The organism is Afipia birgiae 34632 (genome assembly GCF_000308295.2).
In the GTDB taxonomy this organism is placed as follows: Bacteria; Pseudomonadota; Alphaproteobacteria; order Rhizobiales; family Xanthobacteraceae; genus Afipia; species Afipia birgiae.
Map to the genome: position 1 here is coordinate 2,928,995 of NZ_HG326652.1, position 15,848 is coordinate 2,944,842.

Sequence of the window (15,848 nt, forward strand, 5' to 3'; positions counted from 1 at the left end):
TCCAGCAAAGACGCAGAGAAATACTTATCGACTCTGAGATTTTGGAGAACATACCTGTGCTGCGCCGCGACCAGCCACCTTTCACCAATCTACGCAATTTCCTTTCCCATCTTGAAAATGGTGGCCGACTTATCCGAGTCCGCGAACCGATATCGGTCGTCCATGAGATGACCGAGATTCATCGACGCGTCCTGCAGGCAGGCGGCCCGGCGCTGATGTTCGAGGCGGCGATCAAGGCCGACGGCACTACAGCTGAAATGCCTGTCCTCGTGAATCTGTTCGGCACACGGGAACGCATCGCCTGGGGACTCGGCGTCAATCCCGAGCGGCTTGCAGCCCTTGGCGAAGCGCTCGCGGAACTGAGTGAGCCGCGCCCGCCGCGCGATTTCGCAGACGCGATCGCAAAACTGCCTCTCGCTCGCGCAATCATGGCAATGCGCCCCAAGCAGGTCGACACGCCGCCCGTACAGGACATTGTGTGGCGCGGAGAATCGATCGATCTTATGCGGCTGCCGGCGCAGATTTGCTGGCCACAGGAACCAGCGCCACTCATCACCTGGCCGATGGTCATCACCGGGCCGCCCGACGACGAGGCCGGCAACAATGCCAATGTTGGCGTTTACAGAATGCAGGTGATCGGCCGCGATCGTGCAATCCTGCGCTGGCTCGCCCACCGCGGGGGCGCCCGCCATCATTATCAATGGAAGGCACGCGGACTCGACATGCCGATTGCGATCGCAATTGGTGCCGATCCCGCAACGATTCTCTCAGCAGTTCTTCCCCTGCCGGAAACACTTTCTGAATTCCGCTTCGCCGGCCTCCTTCGCGGTGCGCGTCTTCCGCTCGCACGTTGCGTCAGCGTCCCGCTGATGATTCCCGCTGAAGCGGAGATCGTCATAGAAGGCACCGTCTCCGCAAGCGAGACAGCCCCGGAAGGACCGTTTGGCGATCACACCGGCTACTACAATGCCGTCGAGAATTTTCCTGTGATGCGCGTGTCCGCGATCACCATGCGCCGACAGCCGATCTATCTTTCCACCTTCACCGGCCGACCGCCCGACGAACCTTCACGCATCGGCGAAGTTTTCAACGAGCTTCTCGTGCCGTTGCTCAAGAAGCGGCTTCCCGAGATCGTCGATCTGTGGCTTCCCCCCGAAGCGTGTTCATACCGGATCGCAATCGCATCTGTTGCTAAGCGTTATCCGGGACAGGCGCGGCGGGTCATGCTTGCGCTCTGGTCAATGCTGCCGCAGCTCACCTACACGAAATTTCTCATCCTCGTTGATCCAGACATCGATGTACGCAACTGGTCCGACGTGATGTGGGCGATTGCTACGCGTTCCGATCCCTCACGCGATCTCATCACGCTGACGGACACGCCGATCGACTATCTCGACTTTGCTTCTCCCAAGCCGGGCCTCGGCGGCAAGCTTGGTATCGACGCGACCACGAAAGTCCATCCCGAAACGGATCGCGAATGGGGGCGACTCCTCACCATGGACAGCGCGGTGGTCGAGCGCGTGGACAGGCTCTGGCAGCAGCTCGGCCTGCCGCCAAACGCCGCATTCGGAGATAGCGCGCGATGAGCAACCGCTTGCGAGTCGTAGTCGGAATTAGCGGGGCCTCGGGCGCAGCGCTCGGCGTACGAGTTGCCGAGTTGCTATCGGAGAATGACCAATGCGATGTCCATCTGGTGGTCACGCGCAGCGCCGAACGGACGCTCCGACACGAAATTGGGCCAAACGCTCTGTCGGCTGTCTCCGCGATAGTCACGCACCATCACCCGAATGAAGACATCGGCGCAAGCATCGCCAGCGGCTCCTTTCGCACCGCGGGCATGATCGTGGCACCGTGCTCGATCCGCACCTTGTCCGCGATCGCCGCGAGCGCCGCAGACAATCTTCTGGTCCGCGCGGCAGACGTTCAACTCAAGGAGCGGCGAAAGCTCGTACTGATGGTGCGGGAAACTCCTCTGCATCTCGGTCATCTGCGAGCAATGGCTGCGGCGACAGAAATCGGCGCAATCATTGCGCCGCCGGTTCCGGCATTCTATCAAAAGCCAAGTTCGATAATCGAGATGATCGACCATATCGCGCGGCGGACGATCGACCTTCTCAATCTCGATCTCCACATTTCGGCGCGCGAATGGGAGGGCTAATGCTGCTCTTCAGCTACCGGCGAACACCCGCCACCATTTTTAGAACGCCGCATCGAAGGAAGACTGCATCACCTCATTGTGAATGAAACCGCGCTGCGCGTAAGCGAGCGTCATTTCGGCCAATGCGGGCGCCAGCAGAAATCCATGACGGTAAAGCCCGTTCACTGATATTTTTCTGTTGCCGACGATGATGCGCGGCAGGTTGTCAGGAAACGCAGGCCGAAGCCCTGCGCCGATCTCGACGATACGCGCTTCGCCGAATGCCGGATGAACGGCATAAGCGGCGGTGAGCAATTCCAGCGCCGAGCGCACGCTGACCCCGGTATCCTCGCTCTCGAGGGTGGTGGCGCCGATCATGAAGCAATTGTCATCGCGCGGAATGACGTAGATTGGCCAGCGCGGGTGCAGCAAGCGTACCGGGCGCGACAACCGTACTTCCGCCGTTTCAATGATGGCCATCTCACCCTTGACGCCACGTAGGTCGGAGGATTCTTTACGAGCTGCAAGGCCCCGGCAATCGATCACAATGCTGCCGGTCTCCTTGGCAAGTTGTTCTGGATCGCATTCAGACTGGAATCGAACGATGCCACCGTTCGCTGCAAGCCTTGCATGCAGTTGCGGCAACACGGCGCGTGGTTCAACATGTCCCTCGCCCGCAAAGAACAGGCCTTCACGAAACCTTCCGTCCAGCGATGGCTCAAGGCTCATGACACCCCCGGCATCAAGGCGTTCATGGCCGGTCGTCCGCTTTGCAAAGCGCTCGAAGTCCGGGCGGTCGCGTGAATTAGCGACGACAAGAGAACCGTTGAACGGTGTTTCGGGCAAATGTTGACGCCACAGATCGAGCGACCGAACGCCGAGGCGCGTGATCAGCGGTTCAGAAGATTCGCCCTCACACCAGGGCGCCAGCATGCCGCCAGCCCAATGACTGGTCGCTTGGGTCATCTCGGCGCTGTCGCGATCGAGCAGTGTGACATCGTAGCCTGCATGCGCAAACAGCAACGCTTGCCAGCTACCGGCGATGCCTGCGCCAATTACAATGACGGAAGATGTTCCGCACAAGGAAGATGGTTCTCGAAGCATTCCCGTCCCCTCGCTGGCATGACCCGGATCAGGGTCAAGGGGTCACCGCGCTTTCCCCGTTGCAAAGTTGCGGTATCTCAGTTCCTTGCCGGAGCGCCCCTCGGAACACTCTGCATTCAATCCTAACCCGAGCATCGTTGCGTTGATCCGGATCAAAATATGATCACGTCCGGCCCTAGCGATAGAGCTTCGTCATCCGTTGCAGGCCGAGCATAGTACGTCCCCTAATTAAACGTCCTGTACTTTGGTAGCAGATGAGGCCTCGTCGGAAACGGCGGGGCCTTGGCAATTCAAAGCTCACCTCCGAGCGCGGCTACATGTCTCTCCTGCTTGACATCGAGGAAGTCCGCGCCCTGGTGCGCGGGGCCGACTACGACGGCTTCACCGCCTACGACTTGCAGAGCCGCCTGCAGATGCACGGCGGCACCGTCCGCCGCCTGATCGCCGCCGGACACCTTAAGACGATCACCGTCGTGAACCTGGTCAACCGCTGTCCCGCTGTCATCGTGACGACCGAAGAGGTCGAACGCTTCGAGCGGGAATTCGTGTCCCTGTTCGCACTCGCCAGGCAACCGGCCTAGCGCGCACACAAAACACAGTGTTGGCGCTCGCGCTGGCAAAGCAACGGGGACGGCATCGCCTGGTGGTGGATAGGGAGATCGAGGCCGCCGGCGTCCGGGCGGCGCAACGTTCTATCGGAGGGCTGAATTGTGACAGCACACCCTTCGATGAGAGAGGCCGATTGTCCAATTTCTATGTACAATTTCCGGACACCGCATTGACATGCTACGGGAGAATTTTGGTGTACGCCGTGCCGATAGAAGGCCCGCCCTCTCACCAAAGGGAATGACGCTACATCTACGTACAAGGGCCCAGATGCCGCCCCGGAGGAAGGACCACATTGAAAGCAGAGAAGCCCAAGATCTTTCACGTCGCTAAGTATCCGCCGCCAATCGGGAGCCGCGTGAAGGTCTGGTTCGACACGAAAGAACGCCGACTGCTCGTCGAGGACGAGACTGGCCGCGTTACCTACGGCATGCCGTTAGCCGATGTCGTGTTCGAGACTGAGATGACACTCCGCGGAGCCGTACGCTGCGTGGCGCGCGGCAACATTATCGCTATTGCCGACACCCGCGAAGAGAGCGAGGCAAGGCGAGCGATTGTCCACGAATCTCGGAACAGCATGGATTTCTACTGGAGTCGCGATAAGCAATGGCCATTCGCCAGAGCGCGCATGGCACTCATCTCACCTCTACACGGTGGATTCCCGACATCCTACGCCGTCGATCCCGTGCCGAAACCGGCGAGTGCTTCGTACTGATCCGTGGACCGCGGTGGCCCGACGATCCGTTCATCGATCATCGCGCGTACGCGATTTTGAGAACGCCGGAATAGCAAAAAAAGTCGATGCCGTCGGCATTTTTCGAGGAGCCGCGAAATTCGATTTTAGGGGACGTACTTTGCCCGTGGCTGCATCCATACGGCAAGAGATCCAAATCGAACCCGCCGCGCTCATCCTGCTTCAAAGCCGATAGGCGGCACGAAATAGGGTGCACTTTTGCCGCTGTTGGCTTTGGCTTTTGCCAGTTCCGCTCGGGAAACAACACGCAGATGAACTTCATCGGGTCCATCGAGAAAGCGCAGGGCGCGCCCCCACGTCCACAGATAGGATAGCGGTGTATCTGGCGTCAGGCCCATTGCGCCGAACACCTGCATGGCCCTGTCGATAACCCGTGTCTGAAGCCGGGCCGCAACGATCTTAATTGCCGAAACATCGACGCGCGCCGCCGCATTGCCCTCACGATCCATTTTGTGGGCTGCCTTTAATACCAGAAGCCTGGCTTGATCGACCTCCAGCCGTGTTTCAGCGATCCAGTCCTGCACATTGGCGAAATCGGCGATACGACGCCCAAACGTCTGTCGTTCCAACGAACGCTCGCACATGAGCTCAAGCGCCAACTCACACTGGCCGATGGTGCGCATGCAGTGATGCACGCGCCCGGGACCGAGCCGCTCCTGGGCCAGCCTGAAACCGTTTCCCTCCTCACCGATAAGATTCGAAACTGGAACGCGGACGTTCCGGAACAACAGTTCGCAATGTCCCTCGGGGGAACTGTAGTGCATGATGGGAATGCTGCGCACAATCTTGAGACCCGGTGTGTCCATCGGTACAAGAACCATCGAATGCTGATCGAACGAGCTATGCGACGGGTGCTCGCCGGTTACCCCCATGACAATAGCGACCCGGCAATTGGGATGACGCGCACCGGTGATGAACCACTTGCGGCCGTTGATCACGTAACTGTCGCCATCTCTCTGGATGGTCGTTCGGATGTTCCTGGCGTCGGATGACGCTGTATCCGGTTCACTCATTGCAAAGCAGGAGCGAATTTCCCCGATTAGCAGGGGGGCGAGCCATTGGGATCGTTGTGAAGGAGTCGCAAACAGATGCAGCAACTCCATGTTTCCGGAGTCGGGAGCGCTGCAATTGAACACCTCGGATGCCCAGTGAACCCGCCCCATGATCTCCGCAAGCGGAGCATACTCAAGATTGGTAAGGCGCTGGCCTGGCTCATCCTCCTTGAGGCCGGGAAGAAATATATTCCACAACCCCTCCATGAACGCGCGCGACTTCAACCGCTCGATGAGAGGCACCGGATAACGTCCTGAAGCAACCTCATGGTGCCATTCCCGATTCGCTGGCTCGACATGGAAGCGCATGAAATCGCCAATTTGCGACCGCAAGCGTTCAACTTTCTCGCTGTGATCGAAATCCATTGAGGTCCTTTTTTCGCCTGCATGCGGAATCCTATAGTTTCATTGATGAAGGAATGGATTTCTTGTCGTTGATGTAGGTCAAGCTCCGGTGTGACTTTGTCACGCCAAAGTGGCGTGAAGCTAAACGCGAGCCGGTTCTACTGAATGGAGCAACGGCCGAATGAGTGGCAGCGATGATAGTCACAGCACCTAGCAGTGGGATTGATATTCCGCTTTGGCGAATTGTGATGCGCTCAGTTTACTGTTGATCAGACTGCAACGGTCAGCTCCTTCTCGAACTGTTCATAGGCGGAAATGGCATCGGCGGCGTACATCAGCGACGGGCCACCTCCCATATAGACGGCCATACCGAGAGTCTCTTCCACTTCCTGGCGGGTGGCGCCGAGTTTAACCAAGGCCTCGGTATGGAAGCCGATGCAGCCATCGCAACGGGCGGCCACGCCGATCGCAAGCGCGATCAATTCCTTCGTCTTTTTGTCCAACGCGCCATCGCGCGTGGCGGCCTGCGCGAGCGCCGAAAACGCTTGCATGGTATCGGGTATATCCTTGCGCAATTTCCTCAAATCAGCGGAAATGCGCTTGGTGAGTTCGGAATAGTTCTTTTCCATTCGAGACTTCCTTACTTGCTGGATGATAGTTGCGGTGAGGTTCACGAAGCGCGATGTAGATAGCTGGAATCACAAGCACCGTCAGGATCGACGACACCAGACCGAACAGCAGCGAAATCGCCAGCCCTGAAAGATCGGATCGAGAAGAACGGTCGCGGCACCGATCATGGCCGCCAGAGCGGTAAGCAGAATGGGCTTGAGGCGCACGGCGCCGGCTTCCCCAGCACCACATCGCTGCTGCTTCAGCTATGCTGTGTCCGTCCAATTTTACCGCCTCGATGGCGCATCGCATATTTTTCGGCAGCCGCTGCAAGATCCGTCTGACGTCGTATGTACTCTCGGCGTCGACGTTGTCGTCATGTGCCATGATCTGATCGGCCTCATCGATAGGCACATCAGCGAGCGACCTGCGGCTTCGACGCGGGAAATCGATCAACTTGTAGCGCGCAACAGCATTCACCCATGGCGAAAGCGGCCCCGCAAGGTCATAGGTATGTAGCCTGATGTTGATCGCCAACACCGCTTCCTGAACCAGATCCTCAGCCTCTGCCGCGCCTTTCCCAATTCCCGAAAGTTTGCCTTTGTAATAAGCCCGTAGACGGCGGCTCAATCGCTCAAGCAGCGCGCGGTACGAAGTCAGGTCGCCATCCAGGCTTGAAAGCATCAGCGCCTTCAGTTCGATTTCGCTGATCGTCAGCGTGCGTCATATCGTTAATTTTGCCGGTCTACCTGGTTTGGTTACAGACACCAGCGCCTTGGTGTCGAAAAATCGTGGAACTCGCTAACTTGGTCGTCCTGCATCTCAGTTGGTGGTCTCAAGGAATTCACTGTCCCGAGGGCGTTCGCAGGCCATACCAAGCGTCACGCACCTGGTGGTAATGCACCTCCGGCAGATAATCAGGCGTATCGAGGCGCAGCGTCCGAACATCGAGCCGGCCCGTCGCGCTCAGCAGCGTGTAGGACGCGATCACCCGGTCACGCTGAGCCAGAATTTGGCGCGCGCGTGCGTTGGTCAGATCCTGTTGTGCGTTCAAGACATCGACCGTCGTGCGCTGGCCGGCCTGTGCTTCACGCTGCACACCTCGCAAAGCGATCCCGGCGGCTCGCACCTCCGACTCGGCAGCCGTGAGCGCAATCTTGGTTCCTTCGTTGGTTGCCCACGCGCTCGCCACCGCGGTTCGCGACTGGTTTCTGACCTGTTCAAGGACGATCCGGCTTTGCGACGCCAACTCCTTGGCTTGCCGGGTCCGCGACGCAGCCATACCGCCATCGTAAATTGGCACCCCGATCTGGCCAATCACTGAGGCCTGATCCATACGCGTTGTACCCAAATTCGTATCAGTCTGAACTCCGCGACTAACGCTTCCCTGGACCGTCACCGTTGGCATCAGACTGCTTTCCGCCACACTGATAGTCGTCAGGGCGACGTCAACATCAAATCCCGCCGCAAGAACCGCGGGATGCTCACGCGTCGCTGCTTTCGTCGCTTCAGGAAGCCCGGACGGTGATAAGCGATCCACTGTTGCGGCCGGTACCAGCTGAACCGGACGCTCTCCGACAATCTGATGGTAGACGGCTTGACTGACGGCGAGCGCAACTTCTGCTGCGTTGAGATCCGCCAATCCCCGACTCAAGCGCGCTTCCGCCTGCGCTGCGTCGGTCGGCGTCACATCGCCGGCATCGAGGCGCTTGCGAGTAGCGCCGAGGAGTTCGCGCAGGAATGCGACATTGGTACGCTGCGCTTCGAGCAGCGCCTGGTTGGCAAGCACACCCATATAGGCCGTAACACCGTCCAGCAGCACGCCTTGACCAACGTTGCGCAACGCTTCACGACCTGAGCGTACCTGAATTTCGGCTACCCGTACGCTGTTCACAGTCTTGAAGCCGTTGAAGAGGGTTTGCGTAACGGTTAAGCCGATCGTCCATGGACGAAGCGTTGCGCCCTGCGCGGAGTTGTCGGGCAAGAGATTGCGGACCGCCTGCAGTCCGCTGCTTAGGCTCGCCATGATCTGCGGGCGATAATCTGCCAACGCTTGTGGAACGTTCTCATCGGTCGCCCGCTGACCGGCACGCGCGGCGTTGAGTTGCGGATTTCCCTGGTACGCCCTGACCAATACTTCCGGCAAAGTTTCCGCTCGCCCAGGCAAGGCGACCAACGAAACCGCAACCGAGATTACGAGGGAAGAGATATGCTGCACTCTCTTAGCTGCTTGAATCGGTTTGAGCGGCGATTTATGCATATTTTGCTACCGGTTTGCGTCAATTTCGACGTTACGAAACGGGAATCGGTACTACTCACATCAAGACCTGAGAGGGTCGCTCTGCGGCCGTCTCGCTTGGACGACAGAACTCTGGCGTCTTTCCTTAACCAATCCATAGATTGCCGGAATCACGATCAGCGTCAGCAACGTGGACGAGATCATGCCGCCGATCATCGGAACCGCGATACGCTGCATGATTTCCGAGCCAGTGCCGGTGCTCCACATGATCGGCAGCAGGCCCGCCATGATTGCCACGACGGTCATCATTTTCGGGCGCACGCGTTCCACCGCACCGACCATGACGGCATCGTAAAGATCGGCACGCGTTAATGCCCGGCCTTCAGCGTCACGCCTCGCCTTGATCTCCGCCAGTGCATGGTTAAGATAGATCAGCATGATCACGCCGGTTTCGGCGGCGACGCCGGCCAGCGCGATGAATCCGACGACGACCGCGACCGACATATTGAAGCCGAGCCACCACATCAGCCAGATCCCGCCGACCAGGGCAAAGGGCAGCGAGAGCATGACGATCATGGTCTCGGTGATGGAGCGGAAGTTGAGATACAGCAGCATGAAGATGATGAGCAGCGTCACCGGCACCACGATCTTCAGGCGCGCGGTGGCGCGTTCGAGATATTCATACTGGCCGCTCCAGACCACATAGTAACTCGGCGGAAACTGGATACTGGCCTGCACGGCTTGCTGCGCGTCGGCAACGTAGCCTCCAAGATCGCGGTCGCGGATATCGACATAGATATAGGTCGCCAGTTGGCCATTCTCGGTGCGGATCGATGTCGGTCCACGCGCCGGTTCGATTTTGGCGATCTCTCCGAGCGGCACTGCGCCACCGCCGGGCATCGGAACGAGGACATCGTTCGCGATGGCTTGCGGACTGTCCCTCATGTCGCGCGGATAACGCATATTGACGCCGAAACGCTGCCGTCCTTCCACCGTCGTCGTGACGGTCTGGCCGCCGAGCGCGGTCCCGATCACATCCTGAACATCCTGAATCATGATTCCGTAGCGCGCCAGAGCAGCGCGGTCGGGTGTGACGTCGAGATAGTATCCGCCGATCCCGCGTTCAGCATAAGCCGATGACGTTCCCGGCACGGCCTTGAGCACCTGTTCGATCTGCCTGGCCAGCTTGTCGATCTCAACCAGATCGGTGCCGATCACCTTGACCCCGATCGGAGTCCGGATGCCGGTCGACAACATATCGATGCGGGCCTTGATCGGCATGGTCCATGCGTTCGAGACGCCGGGGAATTGCAGGGCCTTGTCCATCTCCGCGACCAGACTGTCAACCGTCACGCCTGGCCGCCACTCCTCCTTCGGCTTCAGGTTGACGATGGTCTCGAACATTTCCGACGGAGCGGGATCGGTCGCGGTCAACGCGCGACCCGCCTTGCCGTAGACAGACGCCACCTCCGGAAACGACCGGATAATTCTATCCTGCATCTGCAATAGTTCACCTGCCTTGGTCACCGAAATACCCGGCAGCGTCGTCGGCATGAAGAGCAGCATGCCCTCGTTGAGATTCGGCATGAATTCGGTGCCGAGCTGACGAGCCGGCCAGATCGTCACTGCAAGAACGGCGAGCGACAGCACGATCACCAGGGTCTTGGCGCGCATCACAGCCTTGATCACCGGCCGATAGATCCAGATCAGGAAGCGGTTGATCGGATTCTTGTGCTCCGGAACGATTTTGCCGCGCACGAAGATGATCATCAGTGCCGGGACAAGCGTCACCGACAGCAAGGCCGCGGCAGCCATCGCAAATGTCTTGGTGAAGGCCAGCGGGCTGAACAACCGTCCTTCCTGCGACTCCAGCGTGAAGATCGGCATGAACGACACGGTGATGATCAGCAGGCTGAAAAACAGCGCGGGACCGACTTCCGATGCTGCCTCGATCAGGATATCGACTCTTGACTGTCCCGGTTCGGATCGTTCCAGATGCTTGTGTGCATTCTCGATCATGACAATGGCCGCATCGACCATGGCGCCGATCGCGATCGCAATGCCGCCAAGACTCATGATGTTGGATCCCAGCCCGAGCAGCTTCATCGCGCCGAACGCCATCAACACACCAACGGGCAGCATCAAGATCGCCACCAGCGCACTTCGGACATGCAACAGGAAGACGATACAAACCAGGGCAACGACGATGCTTTCCTCCAGCAACGTATGCTTGAGGGTGGCGATGGCCGCGTTGATCAGGTTGGAGCGGTCATAAACCGGAACGATCTCGACGGATTTCGGCAGACTACTCGCGATCTCCTTGAAGCGTTTCTTGACGTTGTCGATCACGTCAAGCGCATTGACGCCGAAACGTTGCAGCACGATGCCGCTGGCGACCTCTCCCTCACCATTGAGCTCGGTGATGCCGCGGCGCTCGTCCGGCCCGAGTTCCACGCGGGCGACATCGCGCAGCAGAACCGGCGTGCCGTTGTTGGTCTTCAGCACGATGTTGCCGAGGTCGTTGATGTTCTTCAGATAGCCCTTGCCGCGAATGACGTATTCGAACTCTGACAGCTCCACCGTTCGGCCGCCGACATCGGCATTGCTGGCGCGAATCGCATCGCGCATCTTCTGCATAGTGATGCCGCGATCACGCATGCGCTGCGGGTCGAGGATGACGTTGTATTGTTTGACGAAGCCGCCGACGCTGGCCACCTCCGCGACACCCTCAGCCTTGGCCAGCGCGAATTTCAGGTTCCAGTCCTGAATGGTGCGTGTCTCGGCGAGGTTCAATTCTTTCGACACCACCGCATACTGATAGACCCATCCCACGCCGGTGGCGTCGGGGCCGATCGTCGGTGTCACGCCGGCTGGCAGCCGCGAGGCCGCGGCGTTGAGGAATTCGAGCACGCGCGACCGCGCCCAATAGATGTCGGTGCCGTCCTCGAAGATGACATAGACGAACGACACGCCGAAAAACGAGAAACCGCGCACGACTTTCGATTTTGGAACCGTCAGCATTGCCGTGGTCAGGGGATAGGTGACCTGGTCTTCAATCACCTGCGGCGCCTGACCGGGATATTCGGTGTAGACGACCACCTGGGTGTCGGAAAGATCGGGGATGGCGTCGAGCGGAAGATGCACGAGCGCGTAAAGGCCGGCGGCTGTCGCAAAGGCGGCGCCGAACAGCACTAACAGCAGATTGCGTGCCGACCAGGCGATGGCTCGGGCGATCATTGGTGCCCTCCCACGTGTTTCGCCCCGCTTGAAGCTTCGGTCGTCTGCGGCGTGGCGGCTTCCGCAAAGCCCTTCAGCGCGGCCTTCAGGTTGCTTTCGGAATCGATCAGGAAATTGGCCGAGGTCACGATCGCCTCGCCCTCGCTCACGCCCTCCTTCACCTCGGCGTAGCCGTCGCCACGGCGGCCTAGCTTGACAGTGCGCGGCTCGAAGCGGCCCTCGCCCTTGTCGATGAAGACGGCTTGCCTGCTGCCCGTATCGAGCACGGAGCTGTCAGGGACGGCGACGACCGCTGTCCCACTGGCGGTGCCGATCTCAGCGTCGACATACATGTCCGGCAGCAACGCGAGGTCGGCGTTCGCCAGTTCGATCCGGACCCGCGCGGTTCGCGTTTCGCGGTTCACCTGCGGATAGACTACGCTGATCTTGCCGGAAAATTCCCGCCCGGGGAAGCTGCGGGCGCGCACCGCAACGGGCTGACCGACCGCAATGCTACCGAGATCGCGTTCCGCCACGTCGGCCAGAGCCCACACGACCGAAATATCCGCAATGCGGAAGAGAACGTCGCCTGGTTGCGCGCGCATGCCTTCGATGGCGTTGCGCTCCAGCACAATGCCGTCGCGCGGCGCGGACCATTGAATCGCAATTGGGGTTGTTCTGCTCTTCTCCATTGCCGCGATGACCGGCTCGGGAACGTCGAGATTCATCAGCCGCTGCCGAGAACCGCGGCCGTACAGCTCGATACCCCCGGTTACCTTGGAATTGATGGTCGCGAGATACTCGGCCGCAGCCACCGCGACGGCGGAACTGTAGATTTCCATCAGCGGTTGCCCTGCCGAGACGCTCGACCCGGTAGTGACATTGGCGACCTTTTGCACGTAGCTTTCCGCGCGCATAGCAATGACCGAGATGCGGCGCTCGTCGAGCTGGATCGTGCCGGGTGCCCGCACCAAGGTTCGGATCGCGCGGCGTTCGGCTGGGGCCGATCTCACGCCGGTCCGCTGGATCTTGCCCGGCGAGAGCTTGACCGAACCGTCGTCGCTGTCATCGCCCTCGTAAACGGGGATGTAGTCCATCCCCATGCCGTCCTTCTTCGGCACCGGCGACGTGTCCGCCAGCCCCATCGGATTGCGGTAGTACAGGATCTTGCGCGCCCCCTGAGCGGCTTGCGGCTTCGCAGGCGGATCGAAGGACGGCTCTTGGTCGTCGTAGACGGGGAGATAGTCGCGACCTTGCTGATCCTTCTTGGGACCAGCCGACCAGAACGGCGCGCCGCTCGGGTCGCGATAGTATAGCACCAGCCGCTCGGCCGCGGCCGCGCTGGTCAGATGGATCTGCGCCCGCAAGAGCGGCTGTTGGCTCAGCCAAACGCCGACGGCGGCGAGCCCGATGCTGGCTGCAAGTGTGGTCAGAAGCTTGTTCATATAATTCACCGTAAGAGCGCATTCACGCAGGCACTTTGAGCTGGATTAAGGTGCGTCGGCGCTCCACGGAGCGCCGACGAGAACCTCATTTGCCCGCCTTGATCACCACTTTGCCGATCACAGTCTCCGCCTCGCCCTGTACCTTGGCGGCTACGCTGAGCTGATAGCGACCAGCCATCGGCAAATCGGTCTTGAAGGCGTAGACGCCAGGCTCCTTTGCCGGCAGCGGGCTGACCGGCGATTCCATCTCCGCCATGCCGTCAGGCGCCATGTCGACGCGGGTGCGGATGATGACTGCGTCCGGCACCGGCTTTCCCGTGGCCTTGTTGATCAGACGCACCGCCACCGTCACGTCGTCGCCCTTCTTCATCTCCGCATTGACGGGCTCGAATGCGTAATCGCTTGCTGCCCCGAATGCTGCGGAGCCTGCGAGACTCACCACCGTGGCGAACGCCACGACGCGCGTGAACTTTGAAATCATTGGATCTTCTCCTCATGGGTCTGGTCTATCCACGGCTTCGGAACCGAATCGAAGGCGCGCGGAATTGTCGCCACACGCGAGCGCAAACGGCCTGCGCGTCGGCAGCACGCGAGAGAAGATCAGACGCGCGGAGGACGGAACGGCGGACTGCCGCTATGCAAAGCGACGACCTGATCCACCGGAATGGGGAGCGGATTTCCCGCCACGATCGGGAAATCAAAAGGAAAACTGGCGATATCAGCCACGGCACCCGACTGCGACGCGCAGAAGGCCAGCGGGCACTGATCGCTCGGCTGGTCGCAAGGGTTGGCCTTGGTCTGGTCCGCACCGCAGTCGTCCAGGGCTTCCGGCACGTCGGAAGCCACAGCTGCCATTTCTTGCGATGCGACCTCAGCCAAGCCGTACGCCATCGAGCCAGAAATGGCAGCTCCCGCCATCGGCAGCATTGCCACCGACAGCGCGGTCACCAGGGCCAAGATGGTTCGAGAGAGGCGCATCGTCGTTTTACTCACCCGCCCATTCATACGTGCTGGCGGTATCCTCAAGTTTCTCCCTTGTGACCCCAAGAATCTCGCAGGTCGTTGATCTGGCTCAACTTGCAGCCTTTAATTCCCGATTAGTGTTTTGGCTTAGCTTGGGATTGATCTGCATTGGACGGAAAAACATGTCACCGCCGCAGGCAGTGGTTGGATTGGCGCGTGTTTCCAACCGAATACGGCTTGGTTTTGCCAGACTTCTCTACGAAGGCTTTTTCGACGTAGTGATGAGTGATCGATCCTGGCAGGAAGCGGTTATCGATTCTCTTGCGCCTCGGGCGGACGACCGCATTCTTGATTTCGGCGCAGGTAGCGGGTCGATGGCGATTATGCTTGCATTGCGTTTTCCAAGCACGACCTTTGTCGCCTTGGACCCTGACCCAAGTAGCGTCGCGAAAGCGGTGCGGGACATCACGCGCCGTCACATCGAGAATGTTCAGGTCTTGGCCGAGACGACTGGCGATCGATTTTCGTTCGGCACCGGCTCTTTCGATAAGGCCGTGAGCGTACTTACTTTCCATGATCGCTCGCCCGATGAAAAGTATCGCCTTGCAAACGAATTGCGAAGGATCCTGCGACGCGGCGGCACTTTACATGTGGCAGACTACGATAAGCCGACAAATTCCAATGAGCACCGAATACTCAAATTCACTGAGCGCATCTCTGGGCCGGCTGCCGCAACGCCACATCTGAACGGAAGCTGGACGGGTTTTCTTGTTAAGGCCGGCTTTGTCGGCATACGCCGACAATCGTCGCAGTCTGTGGGAATTGGACGCATATCCGTCATTAGAGCCAGGAAACTGTGATGTGATGACCGAGCTTGGCATATCCGAGAGACGGGCAGCACCGATCGACGCAGCGCAAGATTCCAACGACGAGGCAGCTTTAACTGCCGATATCATTGAACTTGCCCGCCAATATGGCCGCTACGGATATCGCCGAGTTACGGCATTGCTTCGCAGGGCCGACTGGACGGTGAACAAGAAGCGGGTTGAGCGGATCTGCCGATGCGCGGCATCATGCGCGGTTTGCACTCTATGAAACGTAAGAAAGACTCCTTTAGAAGCCAGCATGCCATGACCGACCCGATCGCATCCGCCGAGAGGCCGCAGCGAACACCCGGCACAACTCCTATGAAATCGCCAGGCAGCGCAAATCCGATAATCTGCCGCCTGCCGTCAGGCAGCAGCTTGTAGAGGCGAACCGTTCCTTCCGACACATTGTAAACCGCATCGGAATGGTCTCCCTCCGCGAACAACGGCATCTTGGAACCAAAGCGCACGCGTTGTGACAGCCTTGCCAACTCCCGAAGCTCTCCTGACCT

Annotated in this window: 14 protein-coding genes and 3 pseudogenes; 6 read left to right on the forward strand and 11 right to left on the reverse strand. The window is 59.5% G+C overall.

Going from position 1 to position 15,848, the window contains the following annotated elements:
- Window positions 1-56: 56 nt before the first annotated feature.
- Together BN32_RS13800 and BN32_RS13805 are read left to right on the forward strand one after the other, a co-directional pair.
- Window positions 57-1,586 (forward strand): UbiD family decarboxylase, encoded by a 1,530-nt coding sequence (locus BN32_RS13800; protein WP_040425716.1) that lies wholly within the window; start codon window positions 57-59, stop codon window positions 1,584-1,586.
- Window positions 1,583-2,158, forward strand: coding sequence for a UbiX family flavin prenyltransferase (locus BN32_RS13805; RefSeq protein ID WP_040425717.1), 576 nt, complete (start codon window positions 1,583-1,585; stop codon window positions 2,156-2,158). Before BN32_RS13800 ends, BN32_RS13805 begins: the two co-directional genes overlap by 4 nt.
- A gap of 39 nt (window positions 2,159-2,197) precedes the next feature.
- Here BN32_RS13805 and BN32_RS13810 read toward each other — a convergent pair whose 3' ends face one another.
- The gene (locus BN32_RS13810) at window positions 2,198-3,241 is read right to left on the reverse strand and encodes an FAD-dependent oxidoreductase (RefSeq protein WP_040425723.1); all 1,044 of its coding nucleotides are present in this window, start codon (window positions 3,239-3,241) and stop codon (window positions 2,198-2,200) included.
- A 317-nt stretch (window positions 3,242-3,558) separates the two neighbouring features.
- On the opposite strand from BN32_RS13810, the gene BN32_RS13815 reads away from it, so the two are divergent.
- Together BN32_RS13815 and BN32_RS13820 are read left to right on the forward strand one after the other, a co-directional pair.
- The gene (locus tag BN32_RS13815; RefSeq protein WP_019198818.1) at window positions 3,559-3,822 is read left to right on the forward strand and encodes a hypothetical protein; all 264 of its coding nucleotides are present in this window, start codon (window positions 3,559-3,561) and stop codon (window positions 3,820-3,822) included.
- Window positions 3,823-4,142: 320 nt separating this feature from the next.
- Window positions 4,143-4,562: a hypothetical protein gene (locus BN32_RS13820; RefSeq protein WP_019198819.1), complete on the forward strand. Its 420-nt coding sequence runs from the start codon at window positions 4,143-4,145 to the stop codon at window positions 4,560-4,562.
- Window positions 4,563-4,753: 191 nt separating this feature from the next.
- Here BN32_RS13820 and BN32_RS13825 read toward each other — a convergent pair whose 3' ends face one another.
- The 9 genes and pseudogenes from BN32_RS13825 to BN32_RS13860 all read right to left on the reverse strand — a co-directional run bounded on the left by BN32_RS13825 (window position 4,754) and on the right by BN32_RS13860 (window position 14,500).
- Complete coding sequence (locus BN32_RS13825; RefSeq protein WP_019198820.1) at window positions 4,754-6,019, reverse strand: acyl-CoA dehydrogenase family protein; 1,266 nt, start codon at window positions 6,017-6,019, stop codon at window positions 4,754-4,756.
- A 248-nt stretch (window positions 6,020-6,267) separates the two neighbouring features.
- Window positions 6,268-6,627, reverse strand: coding sequence for a carboxymuconolactone decarboxylase family protein (locus BN32_RS13830; protein WP_040425725.1), 360 nt, complete (start codon window positions 6,625-6,627; stop codon window positions 6,268-6,270).
- Window positions 6,584-6,846: pseudogene (locus tag BN32_RS27725) on the reverse strand (hypothetical protein); the annotation flags it as partial. The pseudogene BN32_RS27725 and the gene BN32_RS13830, both read right to left, overlap by 44 nt.
- A gap of 73 nt (window positions 6,847-6,919) precedes the next feature.
- A pseudogene (locus tag BN32_RS27730) lies at window positions 6,920-7,291 on the reverse strand (sigma-70 family RNA polymerase sigma factor); the annotation flags it as partial.
- A 160-nt stretch (window positions 7,292-7,451) separates the two neighbouring features.
- Window positions 7,452-8,867 carry a TolC family outer membrane protein gene (locus tag BN32_RS13840; RefSeq protein WP_051488465.1) on the reverse strand — a complete coding sequence of 472 codons (1,416 nt, stop codon included), beginning with the start codon at window positions 8,865-8,867 and terminating at the stop codon, window positions 7,452-7,454.
- A 60-nt stretch (window positions 8,868-8,927) separates the two neighbouring features.
- Window positions 8,928-12,083: an efflux RND transporter permease subunit gene (locus tag BN32_RS13845; RefSeq protein ID WP_019198824.1), complete on the reverse strand. Its 3,156-nt coding sequence runs from the start codon at window positions 12,081-12,083 to the stop codon at window positions 8,928-8,930.
- Window positions 12,080-13,507: an efflux RND transporter periplasmic adaptor subunit gene (locus tag BN32_RS13850; protein WP_019198825.1), complete on the reverse strand. Its 1,428-nt coding sequence runs from the start codon at window positions 13,505-13,507 to the stop codon at window positions 12,080-12,082. Before BN32_RS13850 ends, BN32_RS13845 begins: the two co-directional genes overlap by 4 nt.
- Window positions 13,508-13,592: 85 nt before the next feature.
- Complete coding sequence (locus tag BN32_RS13855; RefSeq protein WP_019198826.1) at window positions 13,593-13,988, reverse strand: FixH family protein; 396 nt, start codon at window positions 13,986-13,988, stop codon at window positions 13,593-13,595.
- Between the two features lie 119 nt (window positions 13,989-14,107).
- Window positions 14,108-14,500, reverse strand: coding sequence for a hypothetical protein (locus BN32_RS13860; protein WP_162161314.1), 393 nt, complete (start codon window positions 14,498-14,500; stop codon window positions 14,108-14,110).
- Window positions 14,501-14,652: 152 nt separating this feature from the next.
- Here BN32_RS13860 and BN32_RS25615 point away from each other — a divergent pair, with 152 nt between their 5' ends.
- On the forward strand, window positions 14,653-15,330 hold the full coding sequence (locus BN32_RS25615; RefSeq protein WP_019198828.1) for a class I SAM-dependent methyltransferase: 678 nt from the start codon (window positions 14,653-14,655) through the stop codon (window positions 15,328-15,330).
- Window positions 15,331-15,362: 32 nt separating this feature from the next.
- Window positions 15,363-15,532 (forward strand): annotated as a pseudogene (locus BN32_RS26205) (IS3 family transposase); the annotation flags it as partial.
- Here BN32_RS26205 and BN32_RS13870 read toward each other — a convergent pair.
- The gene (locus tag BN32_RS13870; RefSeq protein WP_051488466.1) at window positions 15,468-15,806 is read right to left on the reverse strand and encodes a cyclic nucleotide-binding domain-containing protein; all 339 of its coding nucleotides are present in this window, start codon (window positions 15,804-15,806) and stop codon (window positions 15,468-15,470) included. The pseudogene BN32_RS26205 and the gene BN32_RS13870 overlap by 65 nt on opposite strands.
- Between the last annotated feature and the right edge of the window lie 42 nt (window positions 15,807-15,848).